General features: G+C 71.6%; 13 protein-coding genes. 4 read left to right on the top strand and 9 right to left on the bottom strand.

The genetic code is table 11. The features are described from left to right. The first annotated feature begins 189 nt into the window (after positions 1-189). Complete coding sequence (gene paaZ, locus KAK03_RS20985; RefSeq protein ID WP_210856656.1) at positions 190-2,238, top strand: phenylacetic acid degradation bifunctional protein PaaZ; 2,049 nt, start codon at positions 190-192, stop codon at positions 2,236-2,238. A gap of 12 nt (positions 2,239-2,250) precedes the next feature. Here the strand turns inward: paaZ and KAK03_RS20990 are convergent, their stop codons facing one another. Together KAK03_RS20990 and gshA are read right to left on the bottom strand one after the other, a co-directional pair. Beyond that, a complete protein-coding gene (locus KAK03_RS20990; RefSeq protein ID WP_210856657.1) occupies positions 2,251-2,814 on the bottom strand; it encodes a lipocalin-like domain-containing protein in 564 nt (187 codons plus the stop codon). Positions 2,815-2,931: 117 nt separating this feature from the next. Continuing rightward, positions 2,932-4,449: a glutamate--cysteine ligase gene (gene gshA, locus KAK03_RS20995; protein WP_210856732.1), complete on the bottom strand. Its 1,518-nt coding sequence runs from the start codon at positions 4,447-4,449 to the stop codon at positions 2,932-2,934. 179 nt (positions 4,450-4,628) lie between these two features. Between gshA and KAK03_RS21000 the strand changes: the two genes are divergently transcribed. Then, on the top strand, positions 4,629-5,285 hold the full coding sequence (locus tag KAK03_RS21000; RefSeq protein WP_210856658.1) for a class II glutamine amidotransferase: 657 nt from the start codon (positions 4,629-4,631) through the stop codon (positions 5,283-5,285). Here KAK03_RS21000 and KAK03_RS21005 read toward each other — a convergent pair whose 3' ends face one another. The 5 genes from KAK03_RS21005 to KAK03_RS21025 are packed head-to-tail and all read right to left on the bottom strand — an operon-like array spanning position 5,286 to position 9,705. Further along, positions 5,286-7,193: a B12-binding domain-containing radical SAM protein gene (locus tag KAK03_RS21005; protein WP_210856659.1), complete on the bottom strand. Its 1,908-nt coding sequence runs from the start codon at positions 7,191-7,193 to the stop codon at positions 5,286-5,288. Then, positions 7,190-7,759 (bottom strand): ATPase, encoded by a 570-nt coding sequence (locus KAK03_RS21010; protein WP_210856660.1) that lies wholly within the window; start codon positions 7,757-7,759, stop codon positions 7,190-7,192. The genes KAK03_RS21005 and KAK03_RS21010 overlap by 4 nt, the downstream gene beginning before the upstream one ends. 18 nt (positions 7,760-7,777) lie before the next feature. Then, entirely contained in the window at positions 7,778-8,128 is a 351-nt protein-coding gene (locus KAK03_RS21015) for a TA system antitoxin ParD family protein (RefSeq protein WP_210856661.1), read from the bottom strand. Positions 8,129-8,182: 54 nt separating this feature from the next. Then, entirely contained in the window at positions 8,183-8,725 is a 543-nt protein-coding gene (locus tag KAK03_RS21020; protein ID WP_210856662.1) for a methylated-DNA--[protein]-cysteine S-methyltransferase, read from the bottom strand. Continuing rightward, a complete protein-coding gene (locus tag KAK03_RS21025; protein WP_210856663.1) occupies positions 8,722-9,705 on the bottom strand; it encodes a Bug family tripartite tricarboxylate transporter substrate binding protein in 984 nt (327 codons plus the stop codon). The genes KAK03_RS21020 and KAK03_RS21025 overlap by 4 nt, the downstream gene beginning before the upstream one ends. A 69-nt stretch (positions 9,706-9,774) precedes the next feature. On the opposite strand from KAK03_RS21025, the gene KAK03_RS21030 reads away from it, so the two are divergent. Then, on the top strand, positions 9,775-10,113 hold the full coding sequence (locus tag KAK03_RS21030) for a YkgJ family cysteine cluster protein (protein WP_210856664.1): 339 nt from the start codon (positions 9,775-9,777) through the stop codon (positions 10,111-10,113). After that, a complete protein-coding gene (locus KAK03_RS21035; protein WP_210856665.1) occupies positions 10,110-12,359 on the top strand; it encodes a helicase-related protein in 2,250 nt (749 codons plus the stop codon). Before KAK03_RS21030 ends, KAK03_RS21035 begins: the two co-directional genes overlap by 4 nt. An 89-nt stretch (positions 12,360-12,448) precedes the next feature. Here KAK03_RS21035 and KAK03_RS21040 read toward each other — a convergent pair whose 3' ends face one another. Beyond that, positions 12,449-13,105 carry a hypothetical protein gene (locus KAK03_RS21040; RefSeq protein ID WP_210856666.1) on the bottom strand — a complete coding sequence of 219 codons (657 nt, stop codon included), beginning with the start codon at positions 13,103-13,105 and terminating at the stop codon, positions 12,449-12,451. Between the two features lie 128 nt (positions 13,106-13,233). After that, positions 13,234-14,262 carry a 2Fe-2S iron-sulfur cluster-binding protein gene (locus KAK03_RS21045; protein WP_210856667.1) on the bottom strand — a complete coding sequence of 343 codons (1,029 nt, stop codon included), beginning with the start codon at positions 14,260-14,262 and terminating at the stop codon, positions 13,234-13,236. Positions 14,263-14,396 lie beyond the last annotated feature (134 nt).

The following is a 14,396-nucleotide window of genomic DNA, read 5'->3' on the forward strand; positions in this document are numbered from 1 at the left end:
CCCGGCGCCGGAGTACCGGCGCCACCCTCCGAGAGGGTGCCGAGGCCGCTTGGGAGCGGCCCGGCGCTGGCCTCGGCGGGGATTGACAACACCCGGCGCCGGAGTACCGGCGCCACCCTCCGAGAGGGTGCCGAGGCCGCTTGGGAGCGGCCCGGCGCTGGCCTCGGCTCTTGATTCGCCAGGGATCCCATGACCATGCAACTCCAGTCCTACATCGCCGGCCGCTGGGTCGGCCGCGAGGCCGCGCAGACGCTGCGCAGCGCCATCAACGGCCAACCGGTGGCCACCACCCACGCCGAGGCGATCGACTTTGCGGAAGCCGTGCACCACGCGCGCACCGTCGGCGTGGCGAACCTGCTGAAGCTCGACTTCCAGCAGCGTGCCGCGATCCTGAAGGCGCTGGCCAAGTACCTCAATGAGCGCAAGGAGCAGCTTTACGCGGTGTCGGCGCACACCGGCGCCACGCGCGCCGACAGCTGGATCGACATCGAGGGCGGCACCGGCACGCTGTTCGCGTATGCCAGCAGCGGCAGCAACGAGCTGCCCTCGGGCAATGTCTGGCACGAGGGGCCGGCGGTATCGCTGGGCAAGCAGGGCCAGTTCGCCGGCACCCACATCCTGGTGCCACGCCGCGGTCTGGCGGTGCACATCAACGCCTTCAACTTCCCCATCTGGGGCCTGCTGGAAAAGTTCGCGCCCAGCTTCCTGGCCGGCATGCCCTGCATCGGCAAGCCCGCCAGCGCCACCAGCTACCTGACCGAAGCGGCGATGCGGCTGATCATCGAGAGCGGCCTGCTGCCCGAGGGCGCGCTGCAGCTGGTGATCGGCTCCACCGGCGACCTGCTGGACCGCCTGGACGGCCGCGACGTGGTCACCTTCACCGGCTCGGCCGACACAGCAGCAAAGCTGCGCGTGCACCGCAATGTCATTGCGAAGAGCATCCCCTTCAACGCCGAGGCCGACTCGCTGAACTGCGCAATCCTGGCGCCCGATGCGGTGCCCGGCTCGCCCGAGTTCGACCTCTTCGTCAAGGAAGTGGCGCGCGAGATGACGGTGAAGGCCGGCCAGAAGTGCACCGCGATCCGCCGCGCCATCGTGCCGCGGGCCCACCTGGACGCCGTGGCCAGCGCGCTGCGCGAGCGCCTGGCCAAGGTGGTGGTGGGCGACCCGGCGGTCGATGGCGTGAAGATGGGCGCGCTGGCCAGCGCCGACCAGCAGCGCGACGTGGCCGAGCGCGTGGCCGCGCTGATCGAGGGCGGCGCGCGCCCCGTCTTCGGCGCCAGCGACGGCTTCGCGCCGCGTGGCGAGGGCGTGGCCGAGGGCGCCTTCTTCGCGCCCACGCTGCTGCTGGCCGAGCGCGCGCTGCACACCCCTGCCGTGCATGAGCTGGAGGCCTTCGGCCCAGTCAGCACGCTGATGCCCTACGACGACCTGGACGAGGCGGTGGCGCTGGCGGCGATGGGTCAGGGCAGCCTGGTCGGCTCGCTGGTCACCCACGACCCGGCCGTGGCCGCGCGCGTGGTGCCCGAGGTGGCCGCGCTGCACGGCCGCATCCTGGTGCTGGACCGCGACGCCGCGCCCGAATCCACCGGCCACGGCAGCCCGCTGCCGATGCTCAAGCACGGCGGCCCGGGCCGCGCCGGCGGTGGCGAGGAGCTGGGCGGCACGCGCGCCGTCAAGCACTACCTGCAGCGCGCCGCGCTGCAGGGCTCGCCCACCATGCTGTCCGCAGTGACCGGCGAGTACGTGCGCGGCGCCGCCCGCATCGAGACCGAGGTCCACCCCTTCCGCCGCCACTTCGAGGAGCTGCAGATCGGCGAGAGCCTGCTGACGCACCGGCGCACCGTCAGCGAAGCCGACATCGTCAACTTCGGCGGCATCTCGGGCGACTACTTCTACATGCACTTCGACGCCATCGCCGCCAAGGACACCGCCTTCGGCCAGCGCATCGCCCACGGCTACTTCGTGCTGTCGGCGGCGGCCGGCCTGTTCGTGAGCCCGGCACCGGGCCCGGTGCTGGCCAACTACGGCCTGGACACGCTGCGCTTCGTCAAGCCGGTGGCGATCGGCGACACCATCCAGGCCCGCCTGACCGCCAAGCGCAAGATCGACCGCATGAAGGTGGATGCGCAGGGGCGCGGCCAGGGCGTGGTGGCCTGGGATGTCGAGGTGACCAACCAGGCCGGTGACCTGGTGGCCAGCTACGACATCCTGACGCTGGTGGCCAAAAAGGGCTGAGCGCCCTGCGGGTCAGGGCGCCGGCTGCTTGGTCAGCACCAGCATCACGTTGGTGTTGTCGGCCGGGTTGGCGGAGGCCATGGTCATCACGGACAGGCCGGCGTCGATCTTCACGGCCAGCCCGCTGTCCAGGGTCAGGTCGTTGCCCTTGAGCTTCCACTTGCCGCGCGCCACGGCCTCGGGATTCACGTAGGAGCTGACCGCCTCGCCACCATTGGTCAGCCGGTTGCCGGACTCGACGATGGTCAGCTTGTACTTGCCATCGGCGGTGAATTCGACCGTGCCGTTGTAGACATAGCTGCTCACCTGCCAGCTGCCCACGCCGGCATGCAGCTCGGACTGGAAGCCCTTGAGGGTCCAGGTGCCCACGATGTCACTGGGCAGGACCGCGGTGGCGCGGGCCTGCCGCGCACCCTGCTGCTGCTGCAGTTGCGCCAGCTGGGCCGACAGCGCGTCCACCCTGGCACTCAGCTCCTGCAGCCTGGACGAGGCCGCCGAGGCGGTGAAGGGCAGCAGGGCCAGCGAGGCCACCAGTGCGCAGCGGGGTGCCCAGAGGGCGAGTCGAACAGATCCCATGACAGCTTCCTTGAGGGTGGGCGCGGCCAAACCATCCGGCCGCGTGTCCGCGATGCTGCGGGCGGGCCTCAGCGCGCTGGCTTCGGGCTAACCCGCAGCCATCCCCAAGCCGGTGGATCAGGCCAGCAAGCGGCGGGCGTCCAGGTAGTCCGTCACGAAGTCGTCGAAGCTGCCCTGCTGTTCGGCCTCGATCCGGGCCTGCTCGCGCAGCGACCGGTCGGCCAGCGCGGCCCAGTGCAGCGCGCGCTCGGTGGACAGCGGTTGCGCCAGCAGCACCCGCCGGGTGGCCTGCGACAGCGCGGCGATCATCGCGGTGTATTCGCCGCGCCAGGTGTCGGAGGCTTCGCGCAGCACCCGCGCCGAGGGCAGCGCATCGGGGTGCAGCAGCCGCGACTGCGCGCTGGCCAGCGCCTGCCGGTAGGCCTGGCCGCCCAGCGCCGCGTCCATGCGCCGGGCGATCGGCTCGCAGCCTTCCAGCAGCTCGGCCGCCCACTCCACCAGCACCACCTCGGCACCGCCGCGGGTCAGGCGCAGGCCCGGCTCGCGCCCGCGGGCGGCCACGCGCTGCTGGTTCTCGCTGAGCGCGGCAATCTCGTCGGGGTGGTCGGGCGGGCTGTCGCTGGCCAGGCAGTGCAGCAGGAACAGGTCGATCACGCGGGCGGTGTCGGGCGCGATGCCCAGCGGCTCGAAGGGGTCGAGGTCCATGCAGCGCACCTCGACATACTCGACGCCGCGCTCGCGCAGCGCGTGCAGCGGCCGCTCGCCGGAGTGGATCGTGCGCTTGGGGCGGATGGTGCCGTAGAACTCGTTCTCGATCTGCAGCAGATGGGTGCTGAGCTGGCGCCAGCCGCCCTGCTCGTCGCGCAGGCCGATCGCCTGGTAGGCCGGCCAGATGCGGGTCATCGCGTCTTCCAGCGTGGCGCCGTAGCCGTCCAGCCCGTTGTAACTGACGGCCAGCGAGGCCTGGGCCTCGCTCTGGTAGCCCAGCCGGCCCATGCGCAGCGAAGTGGCGTGCGGCAGGTGCAGCGTGCCAGCGCTCAGCGGCTCCAGGCCGTGCGGCAGGCCGTCGACGAAGCTGGCGCACACCGCCGGTGACGCGCCGAACAGCCACAGCAGCAGGAAGCTGTCGCGGCGGAAGTTGCGGATCAGGTGGAAGTACTCGTCATTGCCCAGCCCGGGCAGCGACCAGTTGTAGTGGATGCCCGAGATGGTCTGCATGCGCCGCCCGTAGCGGTGCGACAGGCCCTGGCGGTAGACGGTCTTGACGCGGCCGATGTGCGAGGCGCCGTACTGGCCCAGCGGAATGGCCTCTTCGCTGGGCAGGCAGCAGGGCATGCTGGAGACCCACATGCGCTCGTCGCCCAGGGCCTGAGCCACCACCTGGTGCAGTTCACTGAGTTGCGCGAAGGTGGCCTCGACGCGGGTGAAGGCGCCGGTGACCAGCTCCAGCTGCGACTCGCTGAAGTCGGTGGTGATGTGCGGGTGGGTGAGGGCCGAACCCAGCGCCAGCGGGTGCGGCGTCATCGCCAGGCCACCGTCGGGGGTGGTGCGCAGGCTTTCCTTCTCGATGCCGCGGCGCATGCCGACCAGTTGGTCGTCACGCCAGGCGTCGATGCGGTCTTGCAGGGTCAACAGGGTCTCCTTGTCGGGCCCACCGAAGCAGCCCGGGGGCGTATTGGACGCCTTTTTCGTGATCGGCGTGCAACCGGGGCCAAGCCGGGCCGAAGTCGGACTCAAGTCAGGCCCGGGCACGCCGAAGTCCCCGGGAACGCGACTTGCATCAACCGATTCGCCCCCTCACGCGTTGTCGCCCGATGTGCCTGATCATCCACAAGCCCGCCGGCCGCCCGGTCTGCCCCGCCTTCGTCGAGAACGCCTGGCGCCGCAACCCCCATGGCTGGGGCGTGATCACCTGGGGCGCCGACGGCGAGCCCCGCGCCCAGCAGGGCATGCGGCTGGATGACCTGCTGGCTCACCTGCAGTCGCTGCCCGAGGATCAACCGGCGCTGCTGCACCTGCGGCAAGCCACGGTGGGCTCGGTGAACCTGGCGATGACCCACCCCTTCCTGGTGCGGCCGGGCCTCTGGCTGATGCACAACGGCTCGATCCGCCAGCTGCGGCCCAGCCAGCCGGGCCACAGCGACACCGCCGAACTGGCCCGCCTGCTGGGCGAGCTGATGGCCGGCCTGACCGACGCCCAGGCCCGCGCCACCGTGCGCTCCGAGGCCTTCGCCCGCCTGCTGGCGCCGCTGGTCAAGGGCTCGATGGTGCTGCTGGCCGACCGCGACGGCGTGGTCCGCCTGGGCCGCGCGTGGCACCGTGTGGCCCACGACGAATGGCACCCCAGCATGCAGGGCATCGAGGTGTCGAACGCCCGCACCTGGCGGCCGCGCTGCCCGCAGGCCTGGCGCCAGGCCTGGGCCGACCTGCGCTGGCAGTTCCGCCACTGGAAGGCCCGGCTGGCCGCCTGATCAGCGCTGCTGCAACGCCCGGGCGATGCGCTGGCGGTGCACCGTGGGCCGCGGCACCTTGCCCGGCCACTGCTCGAACCAGGCGCGCACGTCCTCGTCCAGGCCGATGCCGTGCATGAAGTTGTAGATCGCCTTCTTCAGCCCCGGGCCGAGCAGGTCGTGGTCCACACCGGTGGGATCGACGAAGCCCACGTCGTTCATCGCGAACGGGGAGTCGGGCAGCGGCAGCAGCTGCACGCCGTAATGCGCCGGATCCTGCCCCACCGGCGAATGGACGGTGCAGGCGAAGCGGTGGAAGAAGCCGCTGTGGATGCAGCCCTCGGCAAACAGCTGGCGCACCAGCTCCAGCGCGTCCACCGTGTCCTGCAGTGTCTGCGTGGGGAAGCCGTACATCAGGTAGGCGTGGACCAGCACCCCCGCGTCGGCAAAGCCCTTGGTGACGCGCGCCACCTGCTCCACCGTCACGCCCTTGGCCATCAGCGCCAGCAGGCGGTCGGAGGCCACCTCCAGGCCGCCGGTGACGGCGATGCAGCCGCTGTCGGCCAGCTGCCGGCACAGCGCCGGCGTGAAGGTCTTCTCGAAGCGGATGTTGCCCCACCAGCTGATGCCGGTGCCGCGGCGCTGCAGCTCATCGGCCAGCGCCTTGAGCGCCTTGGGCGGCGCGGCCTCGTCGACAAAGTGGAAGCCCGTCTGCCCGGTCTCGGCGACGATGGTCTCGATGCGGTCGACCAGCACCGAGGCATTGGCCGCCTCGTAGCGCGAGATGTAGTCCAGGCTGACGTCGCAGAAGCTGCACTTCTTCCAGTAGCAGCCGTGCGCCACGGTGAGCTTGTTCCAGCGCCCGTCGCTCCACAGCCGGTGCATCGGGTTGAGCATGTCCAGCAGCGACAGGTACTTGGCCAGTGGCAGGCCGTCCCAGGTGGGCGTGCCCACCTCGTCGAAGGGGATGTCGGGCTCGGGCCAGTGGATCTGGCGCACCGCGCCCCCCTCGCGCACCATGGCGCGCACCAGGCGCTCGCGCGAGCGCTGGCCCTGCAGGTGCTCGATCAGCGCCAGCAGCGGGCGCTCGCCGCCGTCCAGCGTGATCACGTCGACATGGTCAAACAGACGCGGCTCGCGCAGCTGGCGCAGCTCGGTGTTGACGAAGCCGCCGCCCAGCGCCACGGTGATCGTGGCATCGTGTGCCTTGACCGCCGCGGCGATGCGCAGCGCCGCGTACAGCGCACCCGGGAAGGGCACCGACAGCAGCACCAGCGTGGGCTGGTGGCGCGCCAGCGCCTCGCGCGTCAGGCGCGCCAGCTTGCGGTCGAGCAGGTTGGGCGGCGCGGCCAAGGCCTCGGCCATCGGCTCGAAGCTGGGCTGGCTGGTGGCCAGGCGCTCGGCGTAGCGGACGAACTCGAAGCGCGGGTCCACCGCCTCGCGGATCACGTCGGCCAGGTCGTTCAGGTAGAGCGTGGCCAGGTGGCGCGCGCGGTCGGTGCCGCCCAGCACGCCGAAGGCCCAGCCCAGCGGGTCGCCGCTGCCGTCGTCCACGTAGTGCTCCAGCGCGTCGAAGCGCGGGCCTTCGGGCAGCAGGGTGCGGGCGTTGATGCGGTGCGCCAGCGTGCTGTCGCCGCCCTGCAGGAAGCGGATCACCGGCGCGATGGTGGCGCGGTAGGCGTCGAAGTGCTGCAGGAAATGGGCGATCACCCGGCCCGGCTGGGCCACGCGGCGGGCATCGGCGCGCAGCGCGTCCAGGCCGTCGGGGGTGAACAGGTCCAGCACCAGCGCCAGCGCCAGGTCCTCCTGCACCGCGGTGATGCCGCGCGAGCGCAGGAAGCCGGTCAGGTAGGCGGTGGACGGGTAGGGCGTGTTGAGCTGGGTCATCGGCGGGATGACGCTGAGCACGCGGACCGGCGTAGCCGTCATGGCCGGGGCTCCAGCCACGGCGACCAGGTGGGCAGCTCGATCGGCCCCAGCGCGCGGCCGTGTTCGTAGGTGGCGGCCAGGCGGAAGGGGTGGCGCGCGCTGCTGTTGTCGTAGACGCGCGTGCCATCGGCGCGCCAGGCGGCCTGGGCCAGCAGGCTCCACAGCCGCTGGTGGCGCTCGCGCACGCGCTCTTCCGGCACCGAGTGCCCGCCCTGCGCCGCCCGCAGCTTCACGCGCGCCACGCTCAGCTCCACCGGCACCAGCACCACGTGCAGGTGGACCAGGTAGCCGCGGGCCTGGGCGTCCTGCACCAGGGCCAGCTTGGAGGGGTGGGAGAAGACCGTCTCGGCCGCGAAGGACAGGCCTTGCGCCAGCGCCTGCTGGCGGGCCTGCGCGGCCAGTGCGGCGGCCTCGTGGCCATGCGCTTCTTCGTCACCCGGCCAGTGCTGGCGCGCCAGCACGTCGGCATTGATGAAGGGCAGGCGCGTGATGGGTGACAGCACGCGCTCGAAAAAGGTGGTCTTGCCTGCGCCGTTGGGGCCGGCGATCAGTTGCAGCAGGGGCATCCGGTGGGGGCGGCAGCCTCACTCGACGATGCGCAGCTGGCCGTTGGCGTCCAGCTCGGCGTAGCGGTGGCCCTCCTGGGCGAAATCGCGTGCCAGGTCCAGGCGCGCCAGCTGCGCCGCCAGCTGTTCCTCCCAGGTGGCGCGCACCACGGCCTGTTCCTGCAGCTGCAGCGCGTCGTATGAGGCCTGGCCGCGCAGCACCGCCTGCACCTGGGCCACCGAGACGCCCGGGCTGCGTTCCAGCTCGCGGCCCAGCCGGGCCCAATGGCTGACCTGCTCGGCCACGCTTCGGCTCATGGTCTGGGCGGCCTCGCGGGCGGCGGCGGCCAGTTCACGGTCCAGGCGGATGGGGGCGGCGGCAGTGGCCATGGCAGGCTCCGACAGCAGTGGTAGCAATATGCTACAACAAACCGCTCGCCCGCGTCAGAACAAGGACGTCTGGTCCGGGTGGGGCGTCAGGCGCGCGTGTTCCAGCGCCAGCAGTTGCAGCTTGGTGCGCGTGCCGCCCGGCGCCGAGAAGCCGCCCGCGCCGCCGTGGGCGGCCAGGATGCGGTGGCAGGGCACGATGGGCGCGAAGGGATTGGCGCCCAGCGCCTGGCCCACGGCGCGGGCAGCGCCGGGTTCGCCCAGGGCCAGCGCCAGGTCGCCATAGGTCCGTGTCTGGCCGGGCGGGATGGCGCGCGCCAGCGCCCAGACGCGGCGGTGGAAGTCGGGCGCGTCGTCATCGGCCAGCGGGATGTCGGAAAGGTCGTCGTTGGCGCCGGCCATCACGGCGCGCAGCCGGGTGATCCAGGTCTGGGCGAAGGCTGGCACCTCGGCCGACGGGCCCTCGCCGTGGCGGCGGCGCATGCGCGCCGACAGGCCGTCGCCGGGCAGCAGGCTGCCGGCCAGGCGCTGCTGCGTGTCCCAGGCCAGGCCGCAGACGCCGACGGGCGTCTCGAACGCGACCCAGCCGCGATCGGTCATTGCGCTTGGAAGCCGGTGGCCTTGATGATCTTCGACCAGGTCGCGGTGTAGGCCGCCTCGGTCTTGCCCAGTTGCTCGCCGCTCATGTGGCCCACGGTCAGGCCCATCGCGCTCAGGCGATCGTGCACCGCCGGCTTGGCCACCACCTTGGCCAGTGCGGCCGAGAGCTGGTCCAGCGTGGCCTTGGGCGTGCCGGTGGGCGCCCAGATGCCGTAGTAGGGCAGGTCCTCGAAGCCACTTAGGCCCAGTTCCTTGAAGGTGGGCACGTCGGGCAACACGGCCTGGCGCTTCTCGCCGATCACCGCCACCATGCGCAGCTTGCCGGCCTTGTGGTTCTCGATGAAGTCGGGCACCGAGCCCACACCGGCGGCGATCTGGTTGCCCAGCATGTCGGCCATCATCGGCGCGCTGCCGCGGTAGGGCGCGGCCACCAGGTCGAGCTTGTTGCGCTCACCCAGCACCTTGACCAGGAACTCGGGCACCGAGCCCGGCGCCGGCACGCCCACCACGCCCTTGCCGCCCTGCGGGCCACGCAGCCAGGCCAGGTACTCGGTGTAGCTCTTGGCCGGCGTGCCGCCCGACACCGCCAGGGCGTTGACGAAGGTGGCGAAGCCGGCCACCGGCACAAAGTCCTTGGCGGGCTCGAAGCCCGGCGTCTTCACGGTCTGCGGGACGATCGAGATCGTGTGGTCGTGGCTGAGGAAGAGCGTCGTGCCATCGGCTGGCGCGGCCTTCAGCGCCTGCGCGGCCAGCTGGCCGCCGGCGCCGGCCTTGTTCTCGACAATGATGGTCGCGCCACCCAGCTCATCCTTCAGATGCTCGGCCAGCAGGCGGGCGATGGCGTCGGTGCCGCCGCCGGGCGGAAAACCCACCAGCAGCTTGATGGTCTTGCCATCGGCGTGGGCCAGGCCGGCGGCGCTGAGTGCGGCGGCAGCGGCCAGGGTGCGGACCAGGCCGCGGCGGGTGAAGGCATGGGTCATGGATCGGGTGTCCTGAGCAGGTAGTGGGGCGGCCATGGCCGCCGGTCAGCGGCCAGAATACCGCAACCGATGTCGCTCGACTGCACCACCTGCGGCGCCTGCTGCGCCACCTTCCGGGTCTCCTTCCACTGGTCCGAGACCGATGCCTGTCCGGGCGGCGGAGGTGTGCCGGCCACGCTGACCGAGCCGGTCAGCCCGCACCTGGTGGCGATGCGCGGCACCACCGCGCGACCGGTGCGCTGCGTGGCGCTGGACGGCCAGGTGGGCCAGTCGGTGGGCTGCCGGATCTATCCGCTGCGCGCCAGCACCTGCCGCTCGGTCGAGCCCGGCGACACCCAGTGCCGCAAGGCGCGTGCGGCGCACGGCATGGCCGATCCGCCGAAGCCGCGACAATCGGGCAGCGCATGAACCCTCCCCTCCTTCGCCTGCCCGACGCCCGCCACGCCCCCCGCGTGCCGGCCCACATCACCCCCGAGCAGCTGGAACGCGTTCGCCAGGGGGCCTACAACCTGCCGCAGGTGGTCAAGCCGGCCGACTTCCTCGATGAAGCCGCGCCCGGTTTCGAGCACCACCTGGACGAGCGCGGCCTGATCCTGCTGCAGAAGGCGGTGCCGCACCAGCGGCCCAGCCGCTGGATCGCGCCGGGCCTGATCGACGCCGCGCTGCGCCACCTGGACGAGGTCGGCGTGGGCCGCGAGACCCGCGGCCCGATGCTGGAGCGCCACGCCACGCTGGAGGCGCTGGGCATCACCCGCGACACCGCGCGCGGCCTGGGCGAAGGCTGGGAACGCCTGTACCGCGCGCCGCTGCCGCTGCGCTGGGCGGCCTGGTCCCAGCCCGGCGCGCTGCAGATCGCCTACCGCGCGCCGGTGGACGCCGAGGTGGTCTGGGCCTACTTCCGCCACGGCGACAAGCGCGCGCTGCTGGGCGGCCTGGCCGACGCCCCGCCCTGCCCCCATGCGGCCGAGGTCGCCGCCCACATCGACAGCCTGGCCGAGCGCAGCGCCTGGTGCGACGAGGCGGCGATGGACACACTGCTGCCGCGCCTGCAGGCCGAACTCTCGCGCGCCGGCAGTGCCGACGAGCTGAAAGCCGCCTGCACCCGCGCCCAGGACCGCTGGGAGCGCCAGGTGGGCGAGCAGCAGACGCTCTCCAGCCTGACGCACGAGCTGGCCTTCCAGGGCTACCCCGACAGCTTCCCGCTGGCGCGACAACTCAAGCGCAAGGTCACGCTCTACGTGGGCCCGCCCAACAGCGGCAAGACCCACGCCGCCTTCGAGAAGCTGGCCGGCGCACTGGACGGCGCCTACCTGGCCCCGCTGCGCCTGCTGGCGCTGGAGGGCCGCGACCGCCTGGTGGCGCGCGGCGTGCCCTGCAGCCTGCTGACCGGCGAGGAGAACCAGCCGGCCGACGGCGCCCGTGTGGTCAGCAGCACGATCGAGATGGTGGGCACCCGCGAGGTGCTGGATGTGGCGGTGATCGACGAGGCGCAGATGATCTTCGACGCCTCGCGCGGCTGGGCCTGGACCCAGGCCATCGTCGGCGTGCCGGCGCGCGAGGTGATCGTGATCTGCTCGGCCTACGCGGTGCCGGCGATCGAAACCCTGCTGGGCCTGTGCGGCGAGGCGGTGGAGGTGCGCCAGTTCCAGCGCAAGCAGCATGTTCAGTTGCTGCCCGGCCCAGTGGCCCTGCCCACGCTGAAGAAGGGCGACGCCGTGGTGGCCTTCAGCCGCCGCGACGTGCTGATGCTGCGCGACCAGATCGCCGCCAATGGCCATCCGGTCAGCGTGATCTACGGCGCGCTGCCGCCCGAGGTGCGCCGGCGCGAGGCCGAGCGCTTCGCCGGTGGCGAGTCGCACATCCTGGTGGCCACCGACGCGATCGGCATGGGCCTGAACCTGCCGATCCGCCGCGTGCTGTTTTCCACCATGGTCAAGTTCGACGGCGTGGGCGACCGCGCGCTGACCGAGTCCGAGGTGCACCAGATCGCCGGCCGTGCCGGCCGCTACGGCATCCACGAGGAAGGCTTCACCGGCGTGCTGCACGAGGCCGAACCCGGCGCCGCGCGCGCTCTGAAGGAACTGCTGCCGCGCCCGCCACGCGCGCCGCGCCATTTCAAGGCGCCGGTGGCGCCGAACTGGTGGCATGTCAGCACCATCTCGCAGCGCCTGGGCAAGTCGCGGCTGCACGAGGTGCTGAGCGTGTTCATGGACCAGCTGGCGCTGGACAACGCCCACTTCGAGGTGGCCGAGCTCGAGCAGATGCTGGACCTGGCGGTGGAGCTGGATGCCCAGGCCGGCAGCCTGAGCCTGAAGGAGCGCTTCATCTACGCCCAGGCGCCGGTGGACACCCGAACCGAGCACCTGCTGCAGGACTTCTACAGCTGGGCCCACCAGCACGCCGCCACCGGCCAGGCCGGCCGTCCGGTGTTCCTGGACATGGTCGACAGCCACAGCCGCCTGGAGCGCATGGAACAGGCCCTGCGCGCCTGCACGCTGTGGCTGTGGCTGGACCTGCGCTTCCCCGGGGTCTACGGCAACCTGGACGAGGTGCTGGGCCTGCGCGAAGTGCTCAATGACGGCATCGAGCGGCAGCTCAAGGCCAAGCGGCCGCTCTGGCAGGCGCGCCAACGGCGCGGCAGCCCTCGGCGGTGAAGCAGGCGCGCCAGCGTCGCGGCAGCCCTCGGCGGTGAAGCAGACGCGCTCAGCGCCGCGGCGAGCGGCGCTGAGCGCGCCGGCACCGGTCAGTTGGCGCAGCTGCCGTCGATGGTGGGGTTGTCGAAGGCGGTGCGCACCCTCATGTCGCCGAAGTAGCTGTCCTGGCTCCAGCTGGTCAGGCCGAAATACACCGGCGCCGCCGTGAAGGTGGCGCTGGTGGCCACCGGCACCCATTGTCCGTGCGGGCCGTCCCAGAAATAGGCGGTCAGCATCTGGCCGGCACGCTTCAGGCGCAGCTTGCCCTGGATGTTGCTGGTGTTCGCCGGGGCGTTGAGCGTGTAGCCATAGTTGCTCAGGTCGCCGGCGTACTGCGCAGTGCCGTCAGGCAGGCTGACCATCTGCATCGCGGCGTAGGTGGTGTCGAAACCGACGCCGTTGGTCTGCGTGGTGTTGAGCATCAGACCGACGCGCACGCCGTTGGCGGCGGGGTACTCGGGCAGGTAGAACTCGGTCGACACATCAAAGTCGCCGGTCAGTTGGCAGGTGCTGTAGTAGCCACCGCTGGAGACCTCACCCTGGACGCCCTTGTTCAGGTCCACGCGCAGCCGGCCGGCGTGCTCGAAGACATGCACCGCGGGGGAGACCCGCACCACCCACTTGGTGAGCTGGAAGTTGTCGTACACCGTGCCCGCCTGGGCCATGCCGGTGAGGGCCGCAAGCGCCAGGGCGTGAATTGTCTTCATAGGTATCTCCATGAGATGAACGGAAGGGGACCTCCCGCACGGATACGGCTGGTGCGGTCTGGGCATGGTGGAGGGGGGAGTGGGGCTGCCTCTGTGCGGTGGGCAACACAGGCCGCGCTGCGATCGGCTCAGGGCTGCGCGCGGTCCTGGCTGAAGTAGCCCTCGGTGTGCAGCAGCTCGTCGCGCGCGCCCAGCGCTCTCGCGGCGGCCACGCAGTCGTCCACGAAGGCGGTGGCGCCGGCCACGAAGACGCTGTGTCCGGACAGGTCCGGGAACAAACCGGGCAGCAGTGCCGGGATGCGGCCGGTCAGGCCCTGCCAGCCCATCGGCGCAGGACCGGTCAGCGTGGGCCGATAGCTGAAGCCACGGTGCCTGGCCTTCCACCAGGCCATCAGGCCGGTGTCGTAGACGTCGTCCGGCGTGCGGCCTGAGTAGACCAGGGTCACCGGCTGCTTGAAGCCGCGGCGCAGCGCCGCCTCGGTCAATGCCAGGATCGGCGCCAGGCCCGAGCCGGCCGCCAGGCACAGCACCGGCGTGTCCACGGCCGGGTCACCGATGAAGGTGCCGTAGGGGCCGCTGACCTTGACCTGCTCACCGGGCTGCAGCTGCTCATGGATCCAGCGGCTGGTGGTGCCCTGGTCCTGGCGCGTCACCTGCAGCGTGATCTCGCCATCCTCGCGCGGCGCGCTGGCCAGGGAATAGCTGCGGACCGGCGCACCGGCCGAGGCATCGCCCAGCTGCACGTACTGGCCGGGCCAGTAGCGCATCGGCTCACCCAGCGGGCGCAGCCGCAGCTCGACGATGCGCGGCGTGCGCGGCACGCGGTCGGTCACCACGTAGTACTGCTGCTCGCGCGGCGGAAACAGCTTGGGGCCGGCGGCGTCGGTGCCCCACTCGATCACCAGCTCGTCGCTCAGCGGCTTGGCCATGCACATCAGGCCATAGCCCTGGCGCCGCTCGTCCTGGCTGAGCGCCATGTCCAGCACGAAACCCTGGTCGAAGTGGCCCGAGACGACCTTCACCTTGCACTCGCCACAGGCGCCAGCCCGGCAATTGTTCGGCAGGGCATAGCCCGCCTTCTCCAGCGCCTCCAGCACGGTCAGGCCGCTGTCGCACGCGACCGTGCGCCCGCTGGGATGCAGACGAATCACACCCATTCAGTTCTCCGCTTTGACGATGCGCCGACCGCGGCGGTACGCCGCCCCGTCAAGGACCGCGCGCGGAACCGGCTTCGCCGGGCCGCTGCGCGAGCCCCCTTGGGGGGTGGCGACCGCCAGGGAGCCTGGGGGCC

This window comes from Ideonella alba, assembly GCF_018069845.1.
GTDB lineage: Bacteria > Pseudomonadota > Gammaproteobacteria > Burkholderiales > Burkholderiaceae_C > Ideonella > Ideonella alba.

Bases quoted from the DNA above. Each gene is read 5' to 3' on its own strand.
- paaZ (WP_210856656.1), top strand. From the start codon at position 190: ATGACCATGCAACTCCAGTCCTACATCGCCGGCCGCTGGGTCGGCCGC.
- KAK03_RS20990 (WP_210856657.1), bottom strand. From the start codon at position 2,814: ATGGGATCTGTTCGACTCGCCCTCTGGGCACCCCGCTGCGCACTGGTG.
- KAK03_RS21000 (WP_210856658.1), top strand. From the start codon at position 4,629: ATGTGCCTGATCATCCACAAGCCCGCCGGCCGCCCGGTCTGCCCCGCC.
- KAK03_RS21005 (WP_210856659.1), bottom strand. From the start codon at position 7,193: ATGACGGCTACGCCGGTCCGCGTGCTCAGCGTCATCCCGCCGATGACC.
- KAK03_RS21010 (WP_210856660.1), bottom strand. From the start codon at position 7,759: ATGCCCCTGCTGCAACTGATCGCCGGCCCCAACGGCGCAGGCAAGACC.
- KAK03_RS21015 (WP_210856661.1), bottom strand. From the start codon at position 8,128: ATGGCCACTGCCGCCGCCCCCATCCGCCTGGACCGTGAACTGGCCGCC.
- KAK03_RS21020 (WP_210856662.1), bottom strand. From the start codon at position 8,725: ATGACCGATCGCGGCTGGGTCGCGTTCGAGACGCCCGTCGGCGTCTGC.
- KAK03_RS21025 (WP_210856663.1), bottom strand. From the start codon at position 9,705: ATGACCCATGCCTTCACCCGCCGCGGCCTGGTCCGCACCCTGGCCGCT.
- KAK03_RS21030 (WP_210856664.1), top strand. From the start codon at position 9,775: ATGTCGCTCGACTGCACCACCTGCGGCGCCTGCTGCGCCACCTTCCGG.
- KAK03_RS21035 (WP_210856665.1), top strand. From the start codon at position 10,110: ATGAACCCTCCCCTCCTTCGCCTGCCCGACGCCCGCCACGCCCCCCGC.
- KAK03_RS21040 (WP_210856666.1), bottom strand. From the start codon at position 13,105: ATGAAGACAATTCACGCCCTGGCGCTTGCGGCCCTCACCGGCATGGCC.
- KAK03_RS21045 (WP_210856667.1), bottom strand. From the start codon at position 14,262: ATGGGTGTGATTCGTCTGCATCCCAGCGGGCGCACGGTCGCGTGCGAC.